Genomic DNA, 23,808 nt, shown 5'->3' on the forward strand with positions numbered 1-23,808 from the left:
CGGCGCGGCGGCGAAACCGCTGCCCCGCAAGGGCCGCGGCCGCCGCCCGCGGGGCTCAGAGCGCCTGGTAGGTTTCGCGCAGCACGTTCTTCTGGACCTTGCCCATGGTGTTGCGCGGCAGCTGGTCGATGATGTGCACGCGCTTGGGCACCTTGAAATTGGCGATGCGCGCCTTCAGCTCGGCCTGCATGGCGGCCGCGTCCAGCGCCGCGCCTTCCTTGGGCACCACCACGGCAACCACGGCTTCGCCGAAGTCGGCATGCGGCACGCCGATGACCGCGGACTCGGCCACGCCGGGCATGTCGTCGATCAGCGTCTCGATTTCCTTGGGGTAGACGTTGTAGCCGCCCGAGATGATCAGGTCCTTGCTGCGGCCCACGATGGACAGGTAGTCGGCCGGCACGTCGCGCCCGGCGGATTCGCCACCCCAGCGGCCCACGTCGCCCGTCTTGAACCAGCCGTCTTCGGTGAATTCCTCGCGGGTCTTCTCCGGCATGCGCCAGTAGCCCGAGAACACGTTGGGCCCGCGCACCTGCACGTTGCCGATCTCGCCCGGGGCCAGCGCGATGCCGGCATCGTCCACCACGCGCACCTGCACGCCCGGCAGGGCGCGGCCCACGGTGCCGGCCAGGCGTTCGCCCAGCTTGGGATCGTAGGGGTTGGACGTCAGCATGACGGTCTCGCTCATGCCGTAGCGCTCCAGGATGGCGTGGCCGCTGCGCTGCTCGAAATCGGAGAAGGTCTCGGCCAGCAGGGGCGCCGAGCCCGAGATGAACAGGCGCATCCTGGCGCACACGCCGCGGTCGAAGCGCGGGTCGGAGAGCAGGCGCACGTAGTAGGTGGGCACGCCCATCATGACCGTGCTCTGCGGCAGGTAGCGCAGGGCCAGGTCGGCGTCCAGCTTGGGCAGCCAGATCATCTTGGCGCCGGCCAGCAGCGCGCCGTGGGACGCCACGAACAGGCCGTGCACGTGGAAGATCGGCAACATGTGCAGCAGCACGTCGTCCTTGCGCCAGCCCCAGTAGTCGTTCAGCACGCGGGCGTTGGCGGCTAGGTTGCCGTGCGACAGCATCGCGCCCTTGCTGCGGCCGGTGGTGCCGGACGTGTAGAGGATCGCGGCCAGGTCGTCGGGCTTGCGCGCCACGGTCTTGAAGGCCTGCGACAGGCCGCCCGCGGCGTCCAGCAGGCTGCCGCTGCGGTCTTCGTCCAGCGTATAGACGTGCGCGCAGCCGGCGCGGTCGGCCGCGCGCCGCACCCACTCCAGGTTCTTGCTGGCGCAGACCACCACGGCCGGCTCGGCGTTGCCGAGGAAGTACTCGATTTCCGATTCGCGGTAGGCGGTGTTCAGGGGCAGGTAGACCAGGCCCGCGCGCAGCGTGGCGAGGTACAGCAGCAGCGCTTCCGGCGACTTCTCCACCTGCACCGCCACGCGCGATCCGGCGGGCAGGTCCAGCGAGGCCAGCAGATTGGCCAGGCACGCGGTGGCGCGATCGATGTCGTCCCAGGTGTATTGCAGGTCGGGCGTTTCGAGCGCGACCTTGCTGCGATCCTTGGGAAAGCCGCCTTGCAGGACGGCGTATAGATTAGCGTTGCTCACCTTGTCTAGTCTCCGGAGAAGGAAGGGTCTACGCCGGCCAGGAAGGCGCGCACGCCCTCCTTGTGGTCCCGGCTTTCGGCGTAAGAGAAATAATCCTGGTACTCGTCCTCGGTCAAGGCGCCGCCTTCGGCGAGCCGGCGGGACAAGCGTTTGTTGATGCGGGCGGCCAGCGGCGCGCCGCGGGCGATGCGCCGGGCGCTCTGCAGCGCGGCGGCGGCCACCTCGTCGTCGGGCACGATGCGGGTCAGCAGGCCCAGGCCGGCGGCTTCCTCGGCGCCGAACACGCGGCCTTCCAGCAGGATGGCGAGCGTGGCGGCGCGCCCGGCCAGCGCCAGCAGGCCGCGCATTTCGTCGGGCGCCATGGGAAAGCCCAGGCGGTTGATCGGCACGCCGAAGCGCGCCGAGGCGCCGGCGATGCGCAGGTCGCACTGGCTGGCGATCTCCAGGCCGCCGCCCACGCAGACGCCCTCGATCTGGGCGACCACGGGCTGCGGACACTGCGCGACCGCCTGGAGGGCGGGAGCCAGCACCTCGCGGTGATAGCGTTGCACGCCGGCCATGTCGGCGCGCTGGGCGGGAAACTCGCGGATGTCGGCGCCCGCGGCGAAATTGCCGCCTTCGCCGCGCACGATCACGCAACGCACGGCGGCGTCCGCCGCGATGCGCTCGAACACGTCGCGCAATGCCTGCCACATGCCCACCGTGATCGCATTCAGGCGCCCCGGGTGCGATAGCGTCACCCAGGCCAGTTCTCCCTCGCGCTCCAGCAGCACGCGGCCCGCCACGTTTTCCGTCATGTCCCCTGCCCTTTCTTATCTGTGTTCGGCGCCGCGCGCCCGGCCGGCGGACCGGGGCGCGGCTTGCGTTCCGGCGTCCTAGGCCACGCGCCCCACGCCCCGGCTGACCTGGGGCTTGCCTTCGCCCAGGCGGGCGAGGTTGTCGTCCAGTTCGTCCAGGTCGTAGAGATAGTTGACCATCATGGCGCAGGACTGCTTGAGCCCCTTGGGCGAAGTGTCGGCCGCCCAGTTGAGCCGTTCGATGCGGGCGCCGTTGCCCAGGTGGAAGCGCGCCACGGGATCCACCGGCAGCCCGTTTTTCATGGATTGCAGATAGCTGGCCGCCAGCCGGAAAGCCGCCCGGCGCACCACGTCCGGCGCCTTGCCCTGCGCCGCGCTGGCCAGGCGCGCCACCCAGCGCTGCCCGTCGGGCACGCCTTCGCGCTTGCGGGCCTTGGCGCGCACTTTGTCTTCGCGCACGATGGCCTCGACCGCCTCGGCATCCAGCTTGCCCAGCCAGTCCGCGAAACCCGGGATCGGCGACAGCGTGGCGAAGGACTTCAGCTTGGGCAGTTCATCCAGCAATTGCTCGACCACGCGCTTGAGCAGGAAGTTGCCGAAGCTGATGCCTTTCAGGCCCGGCTGCGTGTTGGAGATCGAATAGAAGATCGCCCAGCGCGCCTTGTCCAGGTCCTGCGGCGGCAGCGTGCTGTCGAGCAGCACCTGCACGTCGTCGGCCATCTGGCTGGCGAAGGCCACCTCCACGAAAATCAGCGGCACGCCCGGCATCTGCGGATGGAAGTAGGCGTAGCAGCGGCGGTCCGGCGACACGCGGCGGCGCAGGTCGTCCCAGGATTTGATCTCGTGGACGGCCTCGTAGAGGATCAGCTTTTCCAGCAGCGAGGCGGGCGAGTCCCAGGTCAGCGGGCGCAGTTCCAGCAGCCCCACGTCGAACCAGGCGGAGAGCAGGCCTTCGAGGTCCTTGTCGAGCGCCTGGATGCCGGCGACCTGCTTGCGCCAGCGCAGCATGTCCGCGCGCAGTTCCACCAGGAAGCGCAGGCCCTGCGGCTGCGCGTTGAATCGCTTGAACAGGCGCGCGCCCTCGCCGCCGTTCTCGGGAAAGGTCGCGCGCGCCTGGGCCAGCGCGGCCAGCATGAGCCGGCGGTCCTTGCCGTCCGCGGCGCCGTATTGCTCGCACCAGCGGCGCGCCAGCTTGTTCGCGGCGACGTCGGTTAGGCGGGCCTCGAACAGGCGCCGGACTTCGGATTCGCTCGGCAGGCGGCCGCGTTCCCACAGGCGGCCCAGCCGCGTGATCAGGCCGGCGCTCTCCGCCGCGGCGGCCGCCTCGGCGGTATCGGCCTCGGGCTCAGGCGTGCGCGCGCCGCGCGCGGGTGCGAGATTGGCGGGTCCGGACATGGGCGGGCTCCTCGATGACGATGGGTTCCGAGGACGCCGGATCGCCGGCGTCCGCATGGCTCAATGCGCGCAGTGCTTCCAGCTGCCGCATCAGGTGGGTATGCGCGAGCGCCTGCGCGGCTTCGCCGTCGCGCGCCTTCAGCGCCTCGAAAATGGCGAGATGCTCGGCGCAGGACTGCTGGATCCGGCCCGGCTGGGACAGGCTGCGATGGCGCGACAGGCTCAGGACCTTGCGCAGGTTGCCGACCGCGTCCGACAGCCACTGGTTGCCGGCCAGGGCCTGCACCGCCTCGTGGATCAGGTAGTTGGTTTTGTAATAGGCGTCGATGCGCCCGGCCTGCGCATGGCCGGCCAGCGCCGCGTGCAGCGGCTCCAGCGCGGCCAGTTGCTCGTCGCTGGCCTTGCGCGCGGCCTCGAAGGCGCAGCGCCCTTCCAGCATGGCCATCAGGGGGAAGATGTCTTCCAGGTCTTGCGCCGACAGCTCGTTGACGAAGCAGCCGCGCCGGGGCTCCAGCCGCACCAGCCCCTCGGTGGCCAGCACCTTGAGCGCCTCGCGCAGGGGCGTGCGGGAAATGCCCAGCTCGCCGGCCAGGCGCAGCTCGTCGATCCATTCGCCGTTGCGCAGGGAACGGGCGTGGATCATGCCGCGCAGGCGGTCGGCGACTTCCAGGTAAAGGGCTTGCCGGACGATGGGTAGGGTCATGGGGCGCGGGCCGGCGGGCTTGAGGCAAGCTCGCCGTAATTCATAATTATGAATAAGGCCATGATAGGCCCGGACCGCGAAAAAGGTAAACCCCCGCCGCCCCCGTACCTACCCTAACGACCGCCGGACGGCCTAGAAGTGCAGGACGCCGTCCACGGCGTGGCGGGTCAGCGACCGCGCCCAGCGGCGCGCCGGCAGGCCGTAGCGGGCCTCGACCACCGCCGCCCGCCCCAGCAGCTGGGCCGGCGAAATGGCCAGCCGCGGGCCGGAGAACGCCAGCACGATCTGATTGCCCGCGTCGACTTCGGGCAGCAGCACGATCCGGTCGTCGAAGGCCTTGGACAGGTTGTCGATGTTGCGGCCGAAGCTTTCGTGGCGGCCGAACAGGTTCACCGCCAGCACGCCGACTTCGCCCAGCACGCGGCGGCAATCGCGGTAGAACTTCACGCTGTCGCGCACCGGCCCTTCGGCCGACGCGTCGTAGAGGTCGACCATCAGCACCGGGCAGCGGCCCGCGTTGAGCGGATCGGCCGCCCAAACGCCGGCGTCCGCGTGCTCGACCGTCAGCCGGTTGGAGCCGGGCAGCCGGAAGAACATGTGGCAGGCCGCCGTCACGCGCGGATTCCACTCCACCGCCAGCAACGGGCCGCGGGTGTGCTTGACGCAGAACCGGGCCAGCGACCCGGCGCCCAGCCCCAGCATGCCGATGGACTCTTCCTTGGGCGGCTCCAGGAACAGCAGCCAGGCCATCATCTGGCTGGTGTATTCCAGCACCAGTTCCGAGGGGTTCTTGATGCGCATCGCGCCCTGGACCCATTCGGTGTTGAAGTGCAGATAGCGGACGCCATCCACCTCGGAGAGGGTGGGCTGGTCGAGTTCGGAGGGAAAGGTCGATTTGTGCATGGCCGGATTGTAGGCCGGACGCCTCCCGCCCTCCCCTAGGGCCTGTCTTCCCCGGCTTCCCAGATGCGTTCCAGCAGATCGGCGCAGGACGCTTGCGCCCGCAGGGCCGCCGCCAGGCGCAGCACGCGCTTCAGGTAGAGATGCGCGTCGCATTCCCAGGTGATGCCCAGCGCGCCGTGGACCTGCACCGCGTTCTGCGCGGCGCGCCGGCCGGCCTCGACCGCCAGCAAGGGCGCGAACAGGCCGTCGCGCTCCGCCGAGGCGGCGCCGGCATCGTGCGCGGCGGCGGCCGCGACGCCGGCCAGCCGCGCGTCGTCCAGGGCCATCCAGTCGTCGGCCAGGCGGTGCTTGATCGCCTGGTTGGCGCCGATCGCGCGGTCGAACTGGCGCCGCTCGCGCGCATAGGCCGCCGCCGCGTTCAGGGCGGCCGAGGCCGCGCCTAGCAGCTCGGCCGAGCGCAGCAGGAGCAGCCGGGCGCGCAGCCGCGTCCAGGTCTCGGGCGCGACGGAGAGGTCGGCGCTCTCCAGCACGACCGGCTCGCGCACCCGCGCCACGGGCATGGTCGGATCCAGCCCGGCTTCGCCCGCCACCGGCGCATGCAGTTCGATCCGCAAGGCGGCCGCGCCGGTCCTGTGCAGCGCCAGGGCGCGCACGCCCTCGCCCGCGCCTTCGACGAAGGCGGAGCCGTCGGGCCGCGGGGCCGCGTCGGCGAAATAGGTGTCGCCCGCCATCAGCGCGGCGGTCCATTGCGCGACCGGCCCGGCCGCGCCCGCGGCGCACAGTGTGGGCAGCACCGCCATATTGGCGGCCAGCGGCAGGCTCAGCAGATGCCGGCCGGCGGCTTCCGCCACGATCCAGGCTTCGCGCATGCCCAGCCCCAGCCCGTCCTGCGACGCGGGAACCAGCAGGGCCGGCCAGCCCTGCCCGGCGATTTCCCGCCATTGGGCGAGGCGCGCTTGCAACGGGCGGGCGGCCGCCGCGCGCGCCGCGGCGAGCGGATGGCGTTCGGCCAGATAGCGGCAAGCCGCGTCTTGCAGCATGCGCTGGTCTTCGGTGGGATGCAGGTCCATGGGAATTCAAGCCTTGGGCAGGCCGAGCATCTGCTCGGCGATGATGTTGCGCTGGATCTCCGACGTGCCGGCCAGGATGGTTTCCGCGCGCGACCACAGGTAGGCGTGCGTCAGGCCGGCGGCGTCCGGGTCCGCCGCGTCGCCCAGGCAGGCGTCGTCGCCCAGCAGCTGCAGCGACAATTCCAGCAGGCGCTGGTGCGCCTCGCTCCAGTGGATCTTGGTGGAGGATCCCTCCGGGCCCGGCGGATCGCCGCGCATGGCGCCGGCCAGGGCGCGCTGCGACTTCAGCGCCAGCACGTGGCTGTCGGCCGCCAGCCGCGCCCAGCGGTGGCGCACGGCGGCCGAGGACGCGGGCACCCGGCCGTAGGCATCGGGCCGCAGGGCCAGTTCGCGCACCTGCCCCAGCTCCTGCGCGAACCGCACCAGCCGCGGAATGAAGTAGGTGCCGCGCTCGAAACTGGCCGCGGCCATGGCGATCTTCCAGCCCTGGTTCTCCGCGCCCAGCAGGTCCTCTTGCGGCACGAACACGTTCTCGAAGAACACTTCGCAGAACTCGGCCTCGCCAGTGAGCTGGCGGATGGGTTCCACGCGCACGCCGGGGCTGCGCATGTCGACCAGCAGGAAGCTCAGGCCCTTGTGCCGGGACGACTGCGGATCCGTGCGCGCCAGCACGAAGCAGCGCTGCGCGCGGTCGGCGAACGAGGTCCAGATCTTGTGGCCGTTCAGCCGGTAGCCGCCGGGCGCCAGCTCCGCCCGGGTGCGCACCGAGGCGAGGTCGGAGCCGGCGCCCGGCTCCGAATAGCCCTGGCACCAGACTTCGCGGTTGGACAGGATGCCGGGCAGGAAGCGGCGCTTCTGCGCTTCGGTGCCGAAGTGCAGCAGCGTGGGCGCGAGAATGCCGTGCCCGATCAGGTTCACGCCCAGCGGCGCGCCGCAGCGCGCATGCTCTTCGTGGAACACCGCCTGCCGCGACAGCGGCAAGGCGCGTCCGCCGTGTTCCGTGGGCCAGCCCAGCCCCGACCAGCCGTTGGCGCAAAGGGTGTCTTCCCAGGCGCGCCGGAAATCCAGGTTGCGCGGATCGGCCCCGCCCGGCCAGCCGCGGACGAAGCCGGCGTAGGCCCGCTCCAGCCAGGCGCGCAAGTCGTGGCGGAACGCCTCGTCGTCCGCCGCGGCGATTTCCAATTGGGTCATGCCGTCACTCCAGGCGGATGTTCGACTCGCGCGCGACCTTGGCCCAGGTCGCGACGTCCTGGCGGATGAACTCGCCGAAGGCCTTGGGGTCGCTGCCGATGATGTCCAGCCCCAACCCCACGAACTGCGCCTTGACGTCGGGCTGCTCCAGGATCTGCGCCAGGTTCTTGTAGAGCTTGTCCACCACCGGCTGCGGCGTACGGGCGGGCGCCACCAGGCCCAGCCAGGGCATGGCGGAATAGCCGGGCAGGCCCGAGGCCGCCACGGTCGGCAGGTCCGGGACCGAGGCCGAAGGCTGGGCCGTGGTCACCGCCAGCACGCGCAGCTTGCGGTCCTTCACGAAGGGGCCAGACGACGCCCAGGCGTCGAACATGACCTGCAGGCGGCCCGCCACCAGGTCGTTCAGGGCCGGCGCGCTGCCCTTGTAGGGAATGTGCGTCATCTGCACGCCCGCCATGCTGTTGAACAGCTCGGCCTCCAGGTGGGTGGAGCTGCCCGTGCCCACCGAGCCGTAGCTGACCTTGCCGGGATTCGCCTTCAGGTAGGCGATGAGCTCGCCCACGTTCTTGGCGGGAACCGACGGATGCACTTCCAGCACGTGCACCACCGAGGCCACCTGGCTGACGGGCGTGAAGTCCTTGATGGGGTCGTAATTGACCTTGGCGTAGATGCTGGGCGCGATGCCCAGCGAAGACGCCGCCATCAGCAAGGTGTAGCCGTCGGGCTCGGCGCGCGAGACGTAGTCGGAGGCGATCATCGTGCCGCCGCCCGGCTTGTTCTCCACGATCACCGGCTGGCCCAGCCTGGCGCCGAGCTTCTCCGCCAGCAGGCGGCTCATGATGTCGGTCGCGCCGCCCGGCGAGAACGGCACCACGATGCGCACGGGGCGGTTGGGGTAGTTGTCCTGGGCCAGCGCCGGGCCGCTCGCGCCGATGCAGGCCAGCGCCACGCCGGCCAATAGTCTCTTCATCATCATGCTTGTCTCCTCCTGGGATGGCATTGCGCTTGCGCGCTACGGGGTTGCGGGCAGGATCAGCGCGTCCAGTACCGCGACGCCCCGTCCCGCCTCTTTGATCAGCATAGGATTGACTTCGATTTCCGCCACGGCCTCCGGCGCGGCGAGCAAGGCGTTGCCCACGGCCACGATGCTCCGGCACGCCGCGGCCACGTCCGCCGGCGGCTTGCCCCGGTAGCCGTCCAGCAGCGCGTACGCCTTGAGTTCGCGCAGCATCTGCAGGGCGATGTCTTCATCGACCGGCAGCAGGCGGTGGCTGGTGTCCTGGTAGAGCTCCGTCAGCACGCCGCCCAGGCCCACGGTCAGCACGGGGCCGAATACCGGGTCGCGGGTGGCGCCGACGAGGATCTCGGCCACGCCGCGCTCCATCTTCTGCACCATCACGCCGTCGATGCGCGCGTCCGGCCGGGCCTGCGCCGCGGCTTGCGTCACGGCGCGGTGCGCGGCGCGCACGGCTTCGTCGTCCGCGAGGTTCAGGGCCACGCCGCCCGCCTCGGTCTTGTGGGGGATGTCGGGACTCAGGATTTTCAGCGCGACGGGGTAGCCGGCGGCGCGCGCGTCGGCCACGGCCTCGTCGGCGTCGCGGGCGGCGCGCGCCTGCGCTTGCGACAGGCCGAAGGCCGCGACGTAGGCGCGGGCGTCAGCCTCGTTGCACGGCAGGGCCGGAACCTCGGCCGAGACCGGGGCGGGCGCGGGGGCGATGCGTTTTTCGCCGCGCGCTTCGCACCAGAGCAGGTAGGGCGCCAGGGCCGAGACCGCCTGGCCCAGGTCTTCGAATACCGCGACGCCGGCCTCGCGCAGCGCGGCGCGGCTCTGGGCCAGGCCGGTGTCGATCGCGACGAACAGCCTGGGATGCTGGCGCGATACGTCGGCCAGGGCGCCGGCCATGCGGTCGAGCATGTAGCCGGGCGCGTACACGACGACGGTGTCGATGGCGGCGCTGGTGGCCAGCGCCTGCAGCACGGTGCGCACGAAGTCCGGGTCGTTGACGACGTTGCCGGTCACGTCCACCGGGTTGCCGACCATGCCGTAGTCGGGAATGCCGCCGCGCAGCACGGCCTGCAGGTCCGGCGGCAAGTCGGGCAGGTCGAGGCCGGCGCCGATGAATTTGTCGGCCAGGATGGCGCCCAGGGCGCCCGACATCGTGAGCACGGCGACGCGCTTGCCCGCGCTGCGATGGCGCAGCGTGGCAAGGCTGGCCAGGTGCGCCATCTGCGCGAAGTCGGTGGCCTCGATCACGTTGAGCTGGCGGAAGGCCGCGCCGTAGACGCGCCGGTCTCCGGCCAGAGCCGAGGTGTGCGACTGCACGGCCTGCGCGCCTTTGTCGGTGGTGCCCGCCTTGAGCGCGATCAGCAGTTTGCCCTGGCGCTCCAGTTCGCGGCAGGCGCGGATGAAGCGCTCGCCGTCGCGCAGCTGTTCGATGTAGCCCAGCACGATTTCGGTTTGCGGGTCGGCGGCGAGGTATTCGAGGTATTGCGAGAAGTCCAGGCAGGCTTCGTTGCCGGTGTTGATGAAATGCGAAAACGGCAGGCCCAGGCGGCGCGCGATGGCGTAGACGGCGGCGCATACGTTGCCGCTCTGGGTGAGCAGGCTGACCGTGCCCGGCCCGCCCTGGGCGGGCGCGGTCTTGAACACGGAGGCGAAGGCGGTGTAGGCCTGGGTGTTGAGGTTGGCGAAGCCCATGCAATTCGGACCGGCGACGGCCATGCCGCTTTCGGCGGCGAAGGCCTCCAGTTCGTCCTGCAGGCGCGCGCCCTCCCCGCCCGCCTCGGCGAAGCCGGCGGCGTAGACGATGGCCGCGCGCACGCCGCGCGCATGGCAGCGGCGCAGCATGGGGGTCACGTCGGCGGCGGCGATCGCCAGCACCGCGAGGTCCACGGGTTCGGGCACGGATTCGATGTCGGGAAAGCAGCGCCGGCCGAACACTTCCTGGTACTTCGGATTCACGGGGTAGATGCCGCCGGCGTAGCCGAAGCGCGTGAGCAGTTCCAGCGGCATGCCGCCGATGCGCCCGGGGTCGGCGCTGGCGCCGATCATCGCGATGGAGCGCGGATTGAGCAGGGGGTCCAGGGGCTGGGTCATGCCGTCTTGCCGTCCTTGTTGCGCTGGATCGCCTGGGCCAGGCCGCGCTCGCGCACGGCCTGGAATTCCTGGCTCATGTGCGAGAGCTGGTGGGTGTCGAAGTGGGCCGACAAGGCGGTGCGAAACCCTTGCGCGTCGGCCGTGCGGTTCAGGGAGCGCTTGACCAGGCGCAGGCCGAAGGGCGGCGCCTGCGCGATGCGCCGGGCCAGGGCCAGGGTGGCGGCGTCCAGTTCGGCCTCGGGCACGACGCGGTTGACCATGCCGATGCGCAGCGCTTCCTGGGCGTCGACTTTTTCGCCCGTGTAGAGCATTTCCTTGGCTTTGCGCAGGCCCATGACCCAGGGGTGGATGAGCACTTCGGTGGCGGCGGCGGCCAGGGTGTGGCCGACCGGATCGGAGAAGTACGCGGTGTCGGCGCACACGACGAGGTCGCACATGTTGGCGATCATGAATCCGCCGGCGACGCAGGCGCCCTGGACCTGGGCGACGGTGGGCTTGGGGAAGTCCCAGATGCGCAGGCAGTAGCCGTAGTAGCGGCGCGATTCGTATTCCCAGCGCTCTTCCACCGTGAAGTCGGCGCGCTTGGCCTGGGCTTCTTTCAGGTCGTGGCCGGCGGAGAAGTGCGCGCCCTGGCCGGCCAGGACGACGACGCGGACGGAGTCGTCCCGTTCGGCTTGCGTCAGGGCCTCGTCCAGCTCGTCGAGCATCTGCTGGCTCTGGGCATTGCGCGCGGATTCACGCGCGAGGCTGATGCGGCATATGGAGTCGTGCCGTTCGACGGCCAGGGTGGCGTATTCCATGGTCTCCTCGTCTTTGTTCTGCCGCGCCCGGGAAGGCGGCGCGGTCTGTTGGATTGAATTAACGCACCTGGAATCCTAAAATACAAAATATTCAACCACTATTTCCCACATTATGAGCAACACGAGTTCAACCGGCGGTACACAGAGCATGCGGCGCGCGTTGGCGCTGCTGCGGGTACTGGCGCAGCACCAGGAGGAAGGGATCGATCTGCAAGGCGTGATGGCCGCGACGGGGCTGGAGCGTTCGACGGCGCACCGTCTGCTGAGCAGCCTGCTGGAGGAGCAGTTCGCGGAGCGCGATGGGAAGACGCGGCGCTATCGGTTGGGGGTGGATTCGATGCAGCTGGGGTTCGCGGCGCTGCGGCGGACGCCCTTGCTGGATGCGCTGCGCCCTTTCGCGCAGAAGCTGGCGCGGCTGTCGGGGGATACGGTGTTCCTGGTGATACGCCAGGGCGATTACGCGTTGTGTCTGTTGCGGGAGGCGGGGTCGTTTCCGGTGAAGGTGTTCACCATCGATCAGGGGGAGCGGCGGCTGCTGGGGGTGGGCGCGGGGGGGCTGGCGCTGATGGCCGCGCTGCCGGACGAGGAGATCGCGGCTCTCTATGCGCGGCACGCGGCGAGCTATGCGCAGATCGGCGTTTCGAGCGCGGGGCTGATGAAGGCGGTGAAGCAGACGCGCGCGGCGGGGTATTCGGAGATCGTGGATACGATCACGCCGGGCGTGTCGGGGGTGGGGGTGGCGTTCCGGGTGTCGGAGCTGACGTGGGTGGCGTTCAGTTTTGGCGCGATCAGCAGTCGGCTGGATGCGCCTCGGCGGGCGGAGATGGGGGCGTTGCTGCGGGCGGAATGCGAGGCTTGGGGACGGGATTACTTGGGGTGATGGGGAGATTTCGAGCCTGGGCTCGTGCTGCATCGCCGTTCGTTCCGGGGCCGCCAGGCGCGGCGGTGTTGATTGCTCGGTTGCAGGGGGGAGTCGTGTGCTTAGGGTTCTTGCGGCGGATTTTCGTGCCGCCCGGACTGTCCGGGCACCTTCCGGGCTTGCGCGAGATCTTGCCGTCGCGACTTGGGCAGGCGCTTGCACGGGCAAGCGTGCCTGCCGCCCCCGAAGGGGCGGCTCGGAGGCGTCAGATGCGCTCGAAGATCGCGGCGATGCCTTGGCCGCCGCCGATGCACATGGTGACCAGCGCGTAGCGCCCGCCCACGCGTTGCAGTTCGTGCAACGCCTTGACGGTGATGATCGCGCCGGTGGCGCCGATGGGGTGGCCCAGGCCGATGCCGCTGCCGTTGGGGTTCACCTTGGCGGGGTCCAGCTTCAGTTCGCGGGTGACGGCGCATGCCTGCGCGGCGAAGGCTTCGTTGGCTTCGATCACGTCCAGCTGGTCCACTGTGAGGCCGGCGCGCTTGAGGGCGGCCTGGGTGGCCGGCACCGGGCCGATGCCCATGATGTCGGGGTCGACGCCGGCGTGGGCGTAGGCGACCAGGCGCGCCAGCGGCTTGATGCCGCGCTTGGCCGCCACCGAGGCGTTCATCAGCACGACGGCGCCAGCGCCGTCGTTCAGGCCCGAGGCGTTGCCCGCGGTGACGGTGCCGTTTTCCTTCTGGAATACCGGCTTGAGCGTGGACAGGCTGGCGGCCGAGACGTCGCGGCGCACGTGTTCGTCGGTGTCGAATACGACTTCGCCTTTGCGCGACTTCATGACGACCGGGACGATCTGGTCGCGGAAATGGCCGGCGTCGATGGCGGCGGCGGCGCGGCGGTGGGATTCGGCGGCCACGGCGTCCTGGTCTTCGCGGCTGATGCCGTAGCGGGCGGCGACGTTTTCGGCCGTGACGCCCATGTGCATGCGGCCGAAGGGATCGGACAGCGCGCCGGTCATCATGTCGAGCATGACGCTGTCGCCCATGCGAGCGCCCCAGCGCTGGGCCGGCGCGATGTAGGGCGCGCGGCTCATGCTTTCGGCGCCGGCGCCGATCGCGATGTCGGCGTCGCCCAGCAGGATGGTCTGCGCCGCCGAGACGATGGCCTGCAGGCCGGAGCCGCACAGGCGGTTGACGTTGAAGGCGGGGGTTTCCTTGGCGATGCCAGCGTTCATGGCGGCAACGCGCGACAGGTACATGTCGCGCGGTTCGGTGTTGATCACGTGGCCGACGGCGACGTGGCCGACTTCGTCGCCCTTGACGGCGGCGCGTTCCAGCGCGGCCTTGATGACGGTGGCGCCCAGGTCGCACGGCGGCACGTCTTTCAGCGCGCCTCCGAAATCGCCGATGGCGGTGCGGACGGCGGACGCGACGATGACTTCATTCATGGCTAGAGATTCCCTTGAAATTTCACGATTGATGTAAGCAGTTGATCCAATGGCATTTTCAGCAAGTCTCGATGCCGCCTGCGGGTCCCTGCATCCTCCCCATTAAACCGAGACTTCCGGTGCGAGGGCAAGCGCCGCCGACAGCGGCGGTGTCGCGGGCCGATATTTCCCCATTTTCTTTGCTGATATTTATCAAGGCCCGCGCGGCGCATGCGGGGAAACTCGATGATTCCTTGCGTTTGGAGAATCGCCATGGAAGATGAAAAACTTCGTCGCCTGACCCTGGATGCGCTGGAATACGATCCCGGGGTCGACGCCTCCGGAATCGGCGTGGCCGTCGCCAACGGCGTGGTGACGCTGACCGGCCATGTGAAGACCTATGCCGAGAAGTACGACGCGGAGCGCATCGTGCAGCGCGTCCGGGGCGTGAATGGGCTGGCCCAGGAGCTCCAGGTCCGCACCGAGTTCGAAGAGCGGACGGCGGACGACCAGATCGCGGCCCGCGCGCTCAGCGTGATCGAGTGGAACGTTTCGATCCCCGCCGACAAGGTGCAGGTAAAGGTGCAGCAGGGCTGGGTGACGCTCACGGGCGAGGTGAACTGGAACTACCAGCGCGCGGCGGCGGAAAGCGCGGTGCGCAAGCTCACCGGCGTAAAGGGGGTGTCCAACCTGATCGCCCTGAATCCCGTGGCCCAGGTCAGCGATATCAAGGAAAGGATACAGACCGCGCTCAGGCGCAGCGCCGAGCTGGAGGCGAACGAGATCCAGGTATCGGTCCACGACCGCAAGGTCGTCTTGACCGGCAAGGTGCGCAGCTGGCCCGAGCGTCATGCGGCGGAACGCGCGGCCTGGAGCGCGCCCAGCGTGCTCGGCGTGGACGACAGGCTGGAAATCGGCTGAGTCCATGCGGCTGAGCGTGCAGCCCATCTGCTTCCAGGTGCTGGCCGACCGGTACGCGGCGCCCGGCGAGTCGCTGGCCGCGCAGGTGTATGCGCGCGTGGCCCACGCCCTGGCCCAGGCCGAGCCCCTCGACAAGCGCGCGGAGATCGCCCGGCTGTTCCGGCGCAACCTGGAGAACGGGGCGATCGGGGCGGGCCGCATCATGGCGAACGCGGGAACCGCCGCGCACGCGACCATGGTCAATTGCTTCGTGCAGCCGGTGGGCGGCGGCCGTTCCGGCCTGTTGTTCGCCGATGGGATCGCGGAGGCCTGCAAGACGCTGGCGATGGGCGGGGGCGTGGGGTACGACTTCTCCCCGCTGTCGCCGGCTGCGGCCGATGCCGACGCCAGCAGCGCCGCGCCCGCCGTCTGCCAGGCGATCGACCGCTATGAGGAGGCCTGCGCGAACCTGCGGTCGGCGGGCAGCCGGCGCGGCGCGCAGATGGCCGTCCTCTCGTGCTCGCATCCGGATATCCTCGAATTCGCGGGCGCCAAGCGCGGCCGCAGGCGCTGGCGCACGTTCAATGTTTCGGTGGCGGTGACAGACGCGTTCCTCGACGCCGTGGAACGCGATGACGCCTGGGCCTTGGAGCATGCCGCCCGGCCCGGCGCGGCGGCGATCGCGGCGGGCGCGGTCCGTTCGGAAAGCGGGCTGTGGCGCTACCGGGTGGAATCCGCCCGGGCGATCTGGGACGAGATCTGCCGCCAGGCCCTGCACAGCTCCGAACCGGGGCTGCTGTACATCGACACCATCAAGCGGACGAACAACCTGCGCGCGCTGGAATCGATACGCGCGACGAACCCCTGCGGCGAACAGCCCCTGCCGGAATACGGCTGCTGCGTGCTGGGGCCGATCGACCTTTCGCGTCTGGTCAGGCATCCCTTCGGCGTGGCCGCCCCGCCGGAAATCGACCTGGTCAGGCTCGGCGGCATGGTCCGGACGCAGGTTCGCATGCTGGACAACGTGATCGACCTGACGCGTTGGCCCCTGCCCGCCCAGGAGCAGGAGGCGCGCGCCAAGCGCCGGATCGGCGTGGGCGTCACGGGCCTGGCCGACATGCTGGCGATGATGCGATTGCGCTACGACAGCGAATCCGGGCGGGCGTGCGCCCAGGCGGTCGCCCGATGCATCCGGGACCACGCCTATGCGGCGTCGGCGGCCCTGGCGGCGGAGCGCGGGCCGTTTCCGCTCTACCGCGCGCAGGACTACCTGGCGGCCGGCGCGATCGGCGATACGCTACCCCAGGAGGCGCGGCAGGCGATCGCGGAGCACGGCCTGCGCAACAGCCACCTCGTTTCCTATGCCCCGACGGGCAGCGTCAGCCTGGCCTTCGCGGACAATTGCTCCAACGGCATCGAGCCCGCCTATGGCTGGTCGTACCGGCGGCGGCTGCGGGTGGGCGGGGAATCCCCCGTGGAAATGACCGCGGAGAACCATGCATGGCGGCTCTGGAAACGCCTGCACCCGGGACAGTCCGCGCCTCCCGGCTACTTCCTGGGCGCCGCGGACATCGCGCCGGAAGACCACGTCGCCATGCTGGCGGCGCTGCAGCCTTATGTCGATGCGTCGATCTCGAAGACGGTTCCCGTCCCGGGCGATTGGCCGGTCGAGCGCGTCCAGGCCCTGTTCATGCGGGGATGGCGGGCCGGGCTGAAAGGGCTGACGATTTTCCGCCCCGACCCGGGCCTGGAGGCGGTCATGTCGCCGGCGCCGGACGCGACCGCGCCCGGCGGGCCGCCGGCCCAGGACTGCCGCATCTGCGGATAGCGCGCCGTCAATGGGAAAAAAGAACGGGCATCGTCATCGCCGCGAGCAGCGTGCGCGTTGCGCCGCCCATGATCCATTGGCGCATGCGGCTATGGCCGTAGGCGCCCATGACGATGAGATCGGCGCTGAAGTCCGCCGCCGCGCTCAGGATCGCATCGCCGACGTCTATGTCGCGCGTGTTGCGGAATTCGTGTTCGGGCAGGGGAAAGCCGTGGCAGGCGCAGTACGCCGCCAGGTCTTCGAACGGCACTTCGAGCGCGGATGCGTCGTCCGCGCCCTCGCCCAGCGTCAGGACGGCCAAGGCGTGGGCATTGCGCAGTAGCGGCGCGGCGTCGGCAATGGCGCGGGCCGACTCGCGGCCCCGGTCCCAGCAGTACAGCACGCGCGCGCCGACCGCCTTGAATGTGCCCAGCGTCGGCAGGACGATGACGGGGCGGCCGACGGACATCAGCACTTGCTCCACGAAATCGTTCCCGATGGCGGCGTCCAGGTCGTCGGGGTTGTCCTGGCTGACGACGAGCACGTCCGAACAGCGCGCGTGCCGGGCCACGCAATCCGCCGGGGAGCCCTCCCCTTGCCGCCACGAGGCGGACACGCCGAGGTCCCTTGCCGCCTCGCTGAACGCGGCCTGGGCGGCGGTGCGGCCCTGTTCGTTGATCTGCGTGGCCGTGTCCATGGACCGCACCCACAGCCCGGCCTCGTCGTAGAAATAGCCGGGCGCGACGTAGCTGGCGAATATGCCCGTGAGATGGGCGTCATGCGCCTTGGCCAGGCGCAGGGAAAACTCCAGGCGGCGCGACATGTCGACGCCATGGTCCAGGTGAACGGCTATGCGGCGAAACATGGCGGTCTCCCTTATTCGATCCGCAGCGTCTTGTTCCGGTTGCCCGCGGCTTTGGGCAAGGTCAGGACCAGCACGCCGTTCTCGCAGACCGCCCGGGCGGCGGACTCGTCTATCGAACTGGCCAGCGATACCGTACGCTGGATCCGCCCCCAGAACCTCTCCTGGCGGATCGTGTTGCCCGCTGCCTTCACTTCGCTGCTCTGTTCCTTGTTGGCCGAGATCATCACGGTGTTCCCGTCGATTTCCACCGAGATGTCTTTCTTGTCTATTCCGGGAACTTCGGCCTTCAACACGTACTTGTCGCCCTCTTCGGTCACGTCGATGTCCATCCGGGGCGCCTGGTCCTCGGCGCCGTGCCGGATCGGCCGCAGAAAGGCCTGGAACACGTCCGCGAGGGGTTCGGCGGAAAACGGGCTGTATTGCGTCAAGCGCGGCATGGCTATCTCCCTGTCGAGTGAACGGCGGGCGCCCGCCCGCCTTCGATGCCATGTTGCTCCGCCACGCCGCGCCCATCTTGACCTTTGTCAACCCTAAAACGGGGACGAAAATCCCGGCGCGAAATGCCGCTCCGGAGAAAACCGGCGGGAAGTTGACCGGCGTCAATTCGGCCGCCGACCGCAGCGCGATGATGTCCATGTGCCCGGCGTTCATTTCCCCGCAGACCCCGGCATCCCCTACCAGGAGGCGCTGTGAAAAACGTACTTGTCCCCGTCGACGGATCGGCCAACTCGCTGCGCGCCGTGCGCTACATGGTCGATTACATCCAAGAGAACGGCCCCTGCGCCCTGCACCTGCTCAACGTGCAGCTTCCCATCGTTTCCGGGACGGTGCTGACCTTCATCGACCAGAAGACCATCCAGGAGTACTACGAGGACGAGGCCAAAATGGCCCTGTCCGACGCGAAGGCGCTGCTGGACAGGGCGGGCATCGTCTACGAGGTCGCCCTGCGCGTCGGCAATATCGCCGACACGATCAAGAACTACGCCACGGAACAGCGCTGCGACCACATCGTCATGGGGTCGCGAGGGCTGGGCGCGGCGGGCAGCCTGCTGCTGGGGTCGGTCACCCTGAAAGTGCTGCACACCATCCACATCCCCGTCGTCCTGATCAACTAGATCCTCAGGAGCCCACGCCATGTACCAACGCATACTCGTCCCCCTGGACGGCAGCGAAACCTCGGACCTCGGGTTGACCGAAGCCATACGCCTGGCGCAGCTGACGCACGCCAGGCTGCGACTGATCCACGTCATCGACGAGCTCTCTTTCGCCTTCACGGCGGACGCCTACAGCTATCGCGCGGGCGAGCTGCTGGACCTGCTGCGCAAGAACGGCGCCGACATCCTGGAAAAGGCCCTGGCCACGGTGCGGGCGCAAGGCATCGAAGCGGATACCGTGCTCTACGAAAACCTGGACAAGACCGTGCAGCAGCGCGTGCTCTCCGAGGCCGAGACCTGGGAGGCGGACCTGATCGTGATCGGCACCCACGGCCGCCGCGGCGTGCGCCGCATGGTGCTGGGCAGCAGCGCCGAGGGCATCCTGCGCAGCGCCCACGTGCCCGTGCTGCTGGTGCGCTCCCCCAACGGGACGTCCTGAGCCGAACGGCCGGCGGCCCCAAGCAGACAGACGGCGCCCCTCCGGGCGCCCCGGAGAGCAACCATGCGCGCGCGCGAACTTATGACCCCTTCCCCTTATTGCGTCAACGCCAGAACGCCCGTCTCCCAGATCATGCGCATCCTGCTGGACGAAAACATCAGCGCGGTGATGGTGCTGGGCGACGACGGCAAGCTCATCGGCCTGGTCAGCGAGGGCGACCTGGTGCGGCGGCTGGACAGCTCGCACCAGAAGAAAATAGACCACTGGCTGGCGCTGCTCGCCGAAGGCGAGGCGCTGAACCTGGAGTTCCTGCACAGCCTGCAGCTGGGCGAGCAGACCGCCGCCTCCGTCATGAGCAGCCCGGTGATCACGGTGGACGACACGGCAGACCTGTCGGCGATCGCCGAACTGCTGCTCAAGCGCGGCATCAAGCGCGTGCCCGTCACGCGCGACGGCAAGCTGGTCGGCGTGGTCAGCCGGCGCGACATCCTGCGGGCGCTGCTGGCCCAGGAAGCCTGAGGACCGCAACCGCGACAGGAGCCCGCCATGGAGCGCATCGGCATCGTTTTCTATTCCCGCACCGGCACCGCCCGGGCCGCCGCCGAGCGTTTGGGCTCCTTGAGCGGCTGGCCCGTCCACGAAGTCCGGGACGCCGTGCCCAGGTTTGGCCTGGGCGGCGACGCGCGCTGCGTCCTCGACATCCTGCTCAAGCGCAATCCCGACTTCCGCTACGACGGTCCCCCACTGGACCAGCTGGACCACGTCATCCTGATCGCGCCGGTATGGCTGCGTTCGCTGGCGGCGCCCATGCGGGCCTTCCTCCAGACGCAGGGCCGGCTGATCAAGGCCTATTCGGTGATCTGCGTGATGTCGGGCTACGGCGGCTTCCGCGCCGTCGACGATATCGCCACCCTGTCGGGGTCCAGGCCCCGCTCCATCCTGCTCCTGAAGCAGTATGACGTGCTGGCCGAGGAGTGCGATGCGTCCCTCTGCCGCTTCCGGGAACAGACGCAGGCGGCCGCGGGACGCCCGGACTGGAACGATCCGGTGCTGCCCGCCGTGGACTAGCGCCCGCGCGCCCTAGTGCTTTTGAACGACTGCGCCCAGCCCCTGTGGCCAGGCGCGGGAATGTGTGCTGCAATAATTTGCATCCGCCTCAGGACGACATCGGCACATCGCACGTTCCCGCAATGAAGCAACCGCTCAGCGCGCCGCCCCTGCTCGACATCATCCAGTCCGCCACCGAACCGATCATCACGATAGACGAGCACCAGCGCATCGTGATGTTCAATCCGGCGGCCGAACGCGTCTTCCTGTGCGGCGCCGACAAGGCCATCGGCGCGAACCTGGCCATGCTCATCCCGGAGCGCTTCCGCGCCGCCCATGCCAGGCATGTGGACCGTTTCAGGGAAACCGGCATCTCAGACCGCCAGATGGGCCTGGGCGGCCCCCTGTGGGGCCTGCGCTCGAACGGCGAGGAATTTCCCATGGAGGCGTCGATCTCCCAGACCCGGTCGGAGGCCGGCGTCTTCCTGTCCGTCTTCCTGCGGGACGTCACCGAACGGCAACGGGTGGACCAGGCCTTGCGGGCCTCGCGCGACGAGCTGACCCGGCTCTCGACCGCCCTGCTGCACGTGCGCGAGCAGGAAAAGAAACACATCGCCCGGGAGCTGCACGACGACCTGGGCCAGACCCTGACGGCGCTGACCATGGAGCTGTCGCAACTGGAGGCCGGCTTCCCGCCCGACGACGAGGACATGCGCGCCCGCGTGCGCGGCATGCGCGACCTGATCAAGAAGACCTTCGCCTCGTTGCGGCGCATCGCCTCCGACCTGCGGCCGGTCATGCTGGACGATCTCGGGCTGGCGGCGGCGGCCGAATGGCTGGTGGCGGACTTCGTGTCCCGCTACGGCATCGACACCGAGGCCGATATCTCGATCGGCGGCGAGGAGCCCAGCAAGCCCGTGGCCACCACCCTGTTCCGGGTCGTCCAGGAGGCGCTTACCAACATCGCCAAGCATGCGCAGGCCAGCAAGGTCACCCTGCGGCTGCACTGCACGGATACACAGTGCGAACTGAGCGTGCAGGACGACGGCGTGGGCGCGACGCCCGAAAGCCTGGCGAAAAAACTGCCCATGTCGCTGGGGCTGCAAGGCATCCGCGAACGGGTCCGGCTGCTCAACGGCGAGGTCACCATCCATACGCGCAAGAAGGGAGGGTTCCGCCTGGGCGTCCGCATGCCGGCGCAGCCGCCCCATTCCCCCTGGGAGGCATTGTGATCACGGTCATGCTGGCGGACGACCACACCCTGCTGCGCGCGGGCCTGCGGCGCCTGCTCGAACACGCCGGCGACATTTCGGTCGAAGGCGAGGCCGGCAACGGCGCCGAGGCGCTGGCGCTGCTGGCCCAGCGCCCCTGGGACCTGCTGGTGCTGGACATGTCCATGCCCGGCCGCGACGGCGTAGACCTGATCCGCCAGATCCGCGGCGAACACCCCAAACTGCCGATCCTCGTGCTCACCATGCACGGCGAGCAACAATACGCGGTGCGCGCGATCAAGGCGGGCGCGGCCGGCTACCTGACCAAGGACAGCGCCGCCGAGGAACTGGTGGAGGCGGTGCGCAAGGTGGCCGGCGGCGGCCGCTACCTGAGCCGGTCCCTGGCGGAGAACATCGTCTTCGAGCGGCACGGCGACGCCGACGCCCTGCCCCACCTGATGCTGTCGGACCGCGAGCTGACGGTGTTCCGGCATCTGGCTTCCGGCCTGAACAACTCAGACATCGCCAAGCGCCTGTTCCTGAGCGTCAAGACCATCAGCACCTACAAGAGCCGCATCCTCGTCAAGATGCATTTGCGCAACCAGACGGACTTGGTCCGCTACGCGATCAGGCACCGCCTGGTCGACGACAAGGACGCTCCGGACCTCTGAGCCGCCCACCGCGACACGTAGGAAAATTCCTACGTCCGTAGGCGATTACAGCGGAAATCCGGCGTGCCGCGCTGATAGCGCGAGACCGGCCCGAAACGCATACTGGGTTCCGGACCACCCGATCTGGCGAGGCGCGGCCATGGAAACCATCTCCGTATTCCCCGAAACGGCTTTGCCGCCGCAAGCGGCGCCCGCGGGCGACTGCGCCGCATGCCCCCTGGCCCGCCTTTGCCACCCAACGGAGGACGCGCCCGTCCCGGCCTTCCGCGCGCGGCGGCGCGTCCGCCAGGGCGAGGCGATCTACCGGGCGGGCGACGCCTTGCAGAACCTCTACCGGCTGCGCTCCGGCTCCGTGAAGATCCGCCACACCAACCCCTCCGGACTGGAACAGATCACCGCCTTTCCCATCGCCGGCGCCCTGCTCGGGCTGGACGCCATCGAGACCGGCGCGCACGCGAGCGATGCCATCGCGCTGGAAGACTCGCTGGTCTGCGTGCTGCCCTACGCGGATCTCATGCGCAACTGCCACCAGGACTTCACGGCCGCCCAGCTCTTCAACAGGCTGATCGCCCACGACATCAACGAATGCCGCCACCTGCTGATGGCATTGGGATGCATGACGACCGAGGAACGCGTGGCGAATTTCCTGATGGGCATATCGCGACAGATGGCGGCCAACGGCTACTCGCCCCGCGAGTTCATCCTGAAGATGACGCGCGAAGACATCGCCAGCCACCTCGGGATGAAAGTGGAAACCGTGTGCCGCGTGCTGGCGCGCCTGCAAGCGGCGTCGCTGGTGCAGGTCCGCAGAAGGCGGCTGGAAATCCGCGACATCGACGCGCTGCGAAAAATGGGCTGCGGCTGATCCGAGACCGAGCGGACGCCCGCGACGGCCTTCATGTAGCCCCGGCCGCCGCCTTCCTCATGCCCGATTCTTGCGCGCCGCGCGGCGCGCGACGAAGTCCTGCACCGCCTGCGCATGCGCCGGGGTCTTGTGGGCCAGGGCCTGGTAGGCCGCCGACAGCTCCAGCAACGTGTCCAGGCGCGAATGCTGGCTTTCGCGCAGCAGCCGCTTGGTCAGGCGCACCGCGTCGGGCGAATTGGCGGCGATGCGGCCGGCCAGCGCATGCGCCGCCGGCAGCAATTCCGCCGCCGGCACCACGCGCGAAACCAGGCCCCATTCGGCCGCCGTGCGCGCGTCGATCGCGTCGCCGGTGAACGACATTTCGGCCGCCCGCGCCATGCCGATCAGGCGCGGCAGGAACCAGGCGCCGCCGTCGCCCGGCACGATGCCCAGCTTCACGAAGCTCTCGGCGAACGACGCTTCCTCCGCGGCGATCCGGACGTCGCACATGCAGGCCAGGTCGCAACCGGCGCCGACCGCGGGGCCGTTGACCGCGGCGATGGTGGGCACCTCCAGCGCGTGCAAGGCCAGCGGCAGGCGCTGGATGCCGTGGCGGTACTCCTGGCGCAACGCGGTGCCGCCCACTTCCGGGCCGATCTGGCGCTGCATGTCGTTGACGTTGCCGCCGGACGAGAACACGGCGCCGGACGCGGCGATGATCAGCACGCGGACGGCCGGGTCGCGTTCGATGCGCGCGAAGGCCGCGAGCAGTTCGTCGACCATCGTGCTGCCCGTCAGGGCGTTGCGGGTTTTCGGGTCGTCCAGGGTCAGGGTGACCACGCCGTTTTCGTCCTGCTCGTAACGCAATAGTTCGCTCATGCCGTACGTCGCCTCGCGGTTGGGAAAATATGCCGTCCAGGGTAGGCGGGGCGGCCGTATCGCGTCCAATACTGTTTCGGCGTCTGGCGATACCGTTGCAATATCAGCCCGAGGGCGGCCGGGGCGGTCCGCCCGCTGATACGAAAACCGTAT

Annotated in this window: 24 protein-coding genes; 10 read left to right on the plus strand and 14 right to left on the minus strand. The window is 69.4% G+C overall.

From position 1 onward, the window contains the following. Positions 1-55: 55 nt before the first annotated feature. From ADE01S_RS20050 to ADE01S_RS20095, 10 genes are all read right to left on the minus strand, one after another. On the minus strand, positions 56-1,597 hold the full coding sequence (locus ADE01S_RS20050; protein WP_062683491.1) for a malonate--CoA ligase: 1,542 nt from the start codon (positions 1,595-1,597) through the stop codon (positions 56-58). 5 nt (positions 1,598-1,602) lie between these two features. Continuing rightward, on the minus strand, positions 1,603-2,394 hold the full coding sequence (locus ADE01S_RS20055) for an enoyl-CoA hydratase/isomerase family protein (RefSeq protein ID WP_062683492.1): 792 nt from the start codon (positions 2,392-2,394) through the stop codon (positions 1,603-1,605). A gap of 78 nt (positions 2,395-2,472) precedes the next feature. Continuing rightward, positions 2,473-3,789, minus strand: coding sequence for a malonyl-CoA decarboxylase domain-containing protein (locus tag ADE01S_RS20060; protein WP_062683493.1), 1,317 nt, complete (start codon positions 3,787-3,789; stop codon positions 2,473-2,475). Continuing rightward, on the minus strand, positions 3,740-4,492 hold the full coding sequence (locus tag ADE01S_RS20065) for a GntR family transcriptional regulator (protein WP_062683494.1): 753 nt from the start codon (positions 4,490-4,492) through the stop codon (positions 3,740-3,742). The genes ADE01S_RS20060 and ADE01S_RS20065 overlap by 50 nt, the downstream gene beginning before the upstream one ends. A gap of 132 nt (positions 4,493-4,624) precedes the next feature. Continuing rightward, entirely contained in the window at positions 4,625-5,395 is a 771-nt protein-coding gene (locus tag ADE01S_RS20070; RefSeq protein ID WP_062683495.1) for a class I SAM-dependent methyltransferase, read from the minus strand. Between the two features lie 35 nt (positions 5,396-5,430). Then, positions 5,431-6,465, minus strand: coding sequence for an acyl-CoA dehydrogenase family protein (locus ADE01S_RS20075; RefSeq protein WP_062683496.1), 1,035 nt, complete (start codon positions 6,463-6,465; stop codon positions 5,431-5,433). 6 nt (positions 6,466-6,471) lie between these two features. Beyond that, complete coding sequence (locus ADE01S_RS20080; protein WP_172600283.1) at positions 6,472-7,656, minus strand: acyl-CoA dehydrogenase family protein; 1,185 nt, start codon at positions 7,654-7,656, stop codon at positions 6,472-6,474. Between the two features lie 4 nt (positions 7,657-7,660). Further along, on the minus strand, positions 7,661-8,629 hold the full coding sequence (locus tag ADE01S_RS20085; RefSeq protein ID WP_062683576.1) for a Bug family tripartite tricarboxylate transporter substrate binding protein: 969 nt from the start codon (positions 8,627-8,629) through the stop codon (positions 7,661-7,663). Between the two features lie 39 nt (positions 8,630-8,668). After that, a complete protein-coding gene (locus ADE01S_RS20090) occupies positions 8,669-10,753 on the minus strand; it encodes an acetate--CoA ligase family protein (RefSeq protein WP_062683497.1) in 2,085 nt (694 codons plus the stop codon). Then, positions 10,750-11,553 (minus strand): enoyl-CoA hydratase, encoded by an 804-nt coding sequence (locus ADE01S_RS20095; RefSeq protein WP_062683498.1) that lies wholly within the window; start codon positions 11,551-11,553, stop codon positions 10,750-10,752. The genes ADE01S_RS20090 and ADE01S_RS20095 overlap by 4 nt, the downstream gene beginning before the upstream one ends. A gap of 148 nt (positions 11,554-11,701) precedes the next feature. Between ADE01S_RS20095 and ADE01S_RS20100 the strand changes: the two genes are divergently transcribed. After that, positions 11,702-12,433 carry an IclR family transcriptional regulator gene (locus ADE01S_RS20100; protein ID WP_232481964.1) on the plus strand — a complete coding sequence of 244 codons (732 nt, stop codon included), beginning with the start codon at positions 11,702-11,704 and terminating at the stop codon, positions 12,431-12,433. Positions 12,434-12,677: 244 nt separating this feature from the next. Here the strand turns inward: ADE01S_RS20100 and bktB are convergent, their stop codons facing one another. After that, a complete protein-coding gene (gene bktB, locus ADE01S_RS20105; RefSeq protein WP_062683500.1) occupies positions 12,678-13,859 on the minus strand; it encodes a beta-ketothiolase BktB in 1,182 nt (393 codons plus the stop codon). 252 nt (positions 13,860-14,111) lie between these two features. On the opposite strand from bktB, the gene ADE01S_RS20110 reads away from it, so the two are divergent. Both ADE01S_RS20110 and ADE01S_RS20115 read left to right on the plus strand, forming a co-directional pair. Further along, the gene (locus ADE01S_RS20110) at positions 14,112-14,759 is read left to right on the plus strand and encodes a BON domain-containing protein (protein ID WP_062683501.1); all 648 of its coding nucleotides are present in this window, start codon (positions 14,112-14,114) and stop codon (positions 14,757-14,759) included. Positions 14,760-14,763: 4 nt separating this feature from the next. Beyond that, entirely contained in the window at positions 14,764-16,566 is a 1,803-nt protein-coding gene (locus tag ADE01S_RS20115) for an adenosylcobalamin-dependent ribonucleoside-diphosphate reductase (RefSeq protein ID WP_082775856.1), read from the plus strand. A 7-nt stretch (positions 16,567-16,573) separates the two neighbouring features. Here ADE01S_RS20115 and ADE01S_RS20120 read toward each other — a convergent pair whose 3' ends face one another. Together ADE01S_RS20120 and ADE01S_RS20125 are read right to left on the minus strand one after the other, a co-directional pair. Further along, positions 16,574-17,410, minus strand: a complete 837-nt coding sequence (locus ADE01S_RS20120) for a universal stress protein (protein WP_062683502.1) — start codon at positions 17,408-17,410, stop codon at positions 16,574-16,576. A gap of 11 nt (positions 17,411-17,421) precedes the next feature. Further along, entirely contained in the window at positions 17,422-17,847 is a 426-nt protein-coding gene (locus tag ADE01S_RS20125) for an Hsp20/alpha crystallin family protein (protein WP_062683503.1), read from the minus strand. 252 nt (positions 17,848-18,099) lie between these two features. Between ADE01S_RS20125 and ADE01S_RS20130 the strand changes: the two genes are divergently transcribed. The 7 genes from ADE01S_RS20130 (at position 18,100) to ADE01S_RS20160 (ending at position 22,797) form a co-directional block, all read left to right on the plus strand. Further along, complete coding sequence (locus tag ADE01S_RS20130; protein WP_062683504.1) at positions 18,100-18,525, plus strand: universal stress protein; 426 nt, start codon at positions 18,100-18,102, stop codon at positions 18,523-18,525. Between the two features lie 19 nt (positions 18,526-18,544). Continuing rightward, positions 18,545-19,003: a universal stress protein gene (locus ADE01S_RS20135; protein ID WP_062683505.1), complete on the plus strand. Its 459-nt coding sequence runs from the start codon at positions 18,545-18,547 to the stop codon at positions 19,001-19,003. Positions 19,004-19,084: 81 nt separating this feature from the next. Next, complete coding sequence (locus ADE01S_RS20140) at positions 19,085-19,522, plus strand: CBS domain-containing protein (protein ID WP_228468532.1); 438 nt, start codon at positions 19,085-19,087, stop codon at positions 19,520-19,522. 27 nt (positions 19,523-19,549) lie between these two features. Beyond that, positions 19,550-20,071, plus strand: coding sequence for a flavodoxin family protein (locus ADE01S_RS20145; RefSeq protein WP_062683508.1), 522 nt, complete (start codon positions 19,550-19,552; stop codon positions 20,069-20,071). A gap of 122 nt (positions 20,072-20,193) precedes the next feature. Continuing rightward, positions 20,194-21,282: a PAS domain-containing sensor histidine kinase gene (locus ADE01S_RS20150; RefSeq protein ID WP_062683509.1), complete on the plus strand. Its 1,089-nt coding sequence runs from the start codon at positions 20,194-20,196 to the stop codon at positions 21,280-21,282. After that, the gene (locus ADE01S_RS20155) at positions 21,279-21,932 is read left to right on the plus strand and encodes a response regulator (RefSeq protein ID WP_062683510.1); all 654 of its coding nucleotides are present in this window, start codon (positions 21,279-21,281) and stop codon (positions 21,930-21,932) included. The genes ADE01S_RS20150 and ADE01S_RS20155 overlap by 4 nt, the downstream gene beginning before the upstream one ends. A 139-nt stretch (positions 21,933-22,071) precedes the next feature. Continuing rightward, on the plus strand, positions 22,072-22,797 hold the full coding sequence (locus ADE01S_RS20160; protein ID WP_082775857.1) for a helix-turn-helix domain-containing protein: 726 nt from the start codon (positions 22,072-22,074) through the stop codon (positions 22,795-22,797). Between the two features lie 57 nt (positions 22,798-22,854). On the opposite strand, the gene ADE01S_RS20165 is transcribed toward ADE01S_RS20160, so the two are convergent. Further along, entirely contained in the window at positions 22,855-23,655 is an 801-nt protein-coding gene (locus ADE01S_RS20165; RefSeq protein ID WP_062683511.1) for a crotonase/enoyl-CoA hydratase family protein, read from the minus strand. Positions 23,656-23,808 lie beyond the last annotated feature (153 nt).

This window comes from Achromobacter denitrificans NBRC 15125 (genome assembly GCF_001571365.1).
Classification (GTDB): domain Bacteria; phylum Pseudomonadota; class Gammaproteobacteria; order Burkholderiales; family Burkholderiaceae_B; genus Achromobacter; species Achromobacter denitrificans.

Bases quoted from the DNA above. Each gene is read 5' to 3' on its own strand.
- ADE01S_RS20055 (WP_062683492.1), bottom strand. From the start codon at position 2,394: ATGACGGAAAACGTGGCGGGCCGCGTGCTGCTGGAGCGCGAGGGAGAA.
- ADE01S_RS20060 (WP_062683493.1), bottom strand. From the start codon at position 3,789: ATGTCCGGACCCGCCAATCTCGCACCCGCGCGCGGCGCGCGCACGCCT.
- ADE01S_RS20065 (WP_062683494.1), bottom strand. From the start codon at position 4,492: ATGACCCTACCCATCGTCCGGCAAGCCCTTTACCTGGAAGTCGCCGAC.
- ADE01S_RS20070 (WP_062683495.1), bottom strand. From the start codon at position 5,395: ATGCACAAATCGACCTTTCCCTCCGAACTCGACCAGCCCACCCTCTCC.
- ADE01S_RS20075 (WP_062683496.1), bottom strand. From the start codon at position 6,465: ATGGACCTGCATCCCACCGAAGACCAGCGCATGCTGCAAGACGCGGCT.
- ADE01S_RS20080 (WP_172600283.1), bottom strand. From the start codon at position 7,656: ATGACCCAATTGGAAATCGCCGCGGCGGACGACGAGGCGTTCCGCCAC.
- ADE01S_RS20085 (WP_062683576.1), bottom strand. From the start codon at position 8,629: ATGATGAAGAGACTATTGGCCGGCGTGGCGCTGGCCTGCATCGGCGCG.
- ADE01S_RS20090 (WP_062683497.1), bottom strand. From the start codon at position 10,753: ATGACCCAGCCCCTGGACCCCCTGCTCAATCCGCGCTCCATCGCGATG.
- ADE01S_RS20095 (WP_062683498.1), bottom strand. From the start codon at position 11,553: ATGGAATACGCCACCCTGGCCGTCGAACGGCACGACTCCATATGCCGC.
- ADE01S_RS20100 (WP_232481964.1), top strand. From the start codon at position 11,702: ATGCGGCGCGCGTTGGCGCTGCTGCGGGTACTGGCGCAGCACCAGGAG.
- bktB (WP_062683500.1), bottom strand. From the start codon at position 13,859: ATGAATGAAGTCATCGTCGCGTCCGCCGTCCGCACCGCCATCGGCGAT.
- ADE01S_RS20110 (WP_062683501.1), top strand. From the start codon at position 14,112: ATGGAAGATGAAAAACTTCGTCGCCTGACCCTGGATGCGCTGGAATAC.
- ADE01S_RS20115 (WP_082775856.1), top strand. From the start codon at position 14,764: ATGCGGCTGAGCGTGCAGCCCATCTGCTTCCAGGTGCTGGCCGACCGG.
- ADE01S_RS20120 (WP_062683502.1), bottom strand. From the start codon at position 17,410: ATGTTTCGCCGCATAGCCGTTCACCTGGACCATGGCGTCGACATGTCG.
- ADE01S_RS20125 (WP_062683503.1), bottom strand. From the start codon at position 17,847: ATGCCGCGCTTGACGCAATACAGCCCGTTTTCCGCCGAACCCCTCGCG.
- ADE01S_RS20135 (WP_062683505.1), top strand. From the start codon at position 18,545: ATGTACCAACGCATACTCGTCCCCCTGGACGGCAGCGAAACCTCGGAC.
- ADE01S_RS20140 (WP_228468532.1), top strand. From the start codon at position 19,085: ATGACCCCTTCCCCTTATTGCGTCAACGCCAGAACGCCCGTCTCCCAG.
- ADE01S_RS20145 (WP_062683508.1), top strand. From the start codon at position 19,550: ATGGAGCGCATCGGCATCGTTTTCTATTCCCGCACCGGCACCGCCCGG.
- ADE01S_RS20150 (WP_062683509.1), top strand. From the start codon at position 20,194: ATGAAGCAACCGCTCAGCGCGCCGCCCCTGCTCGACATCATCCAGTCC.
- ADE01S_RS20160 (WP_082775857.1), top strand. From the start codon at position 22,072: ATGGAAACCATCTCCGTATTCCCCGAAACGGCTTTGCCGCCGCAAGCG.
- ADE01S_RS20165 (WP_062683511.1), bottom strand. From the start codon at position 23,655: ATGAGCGAACTATTGCGTTACGAGCAGGACGAAAACGGCGTGGTCACC.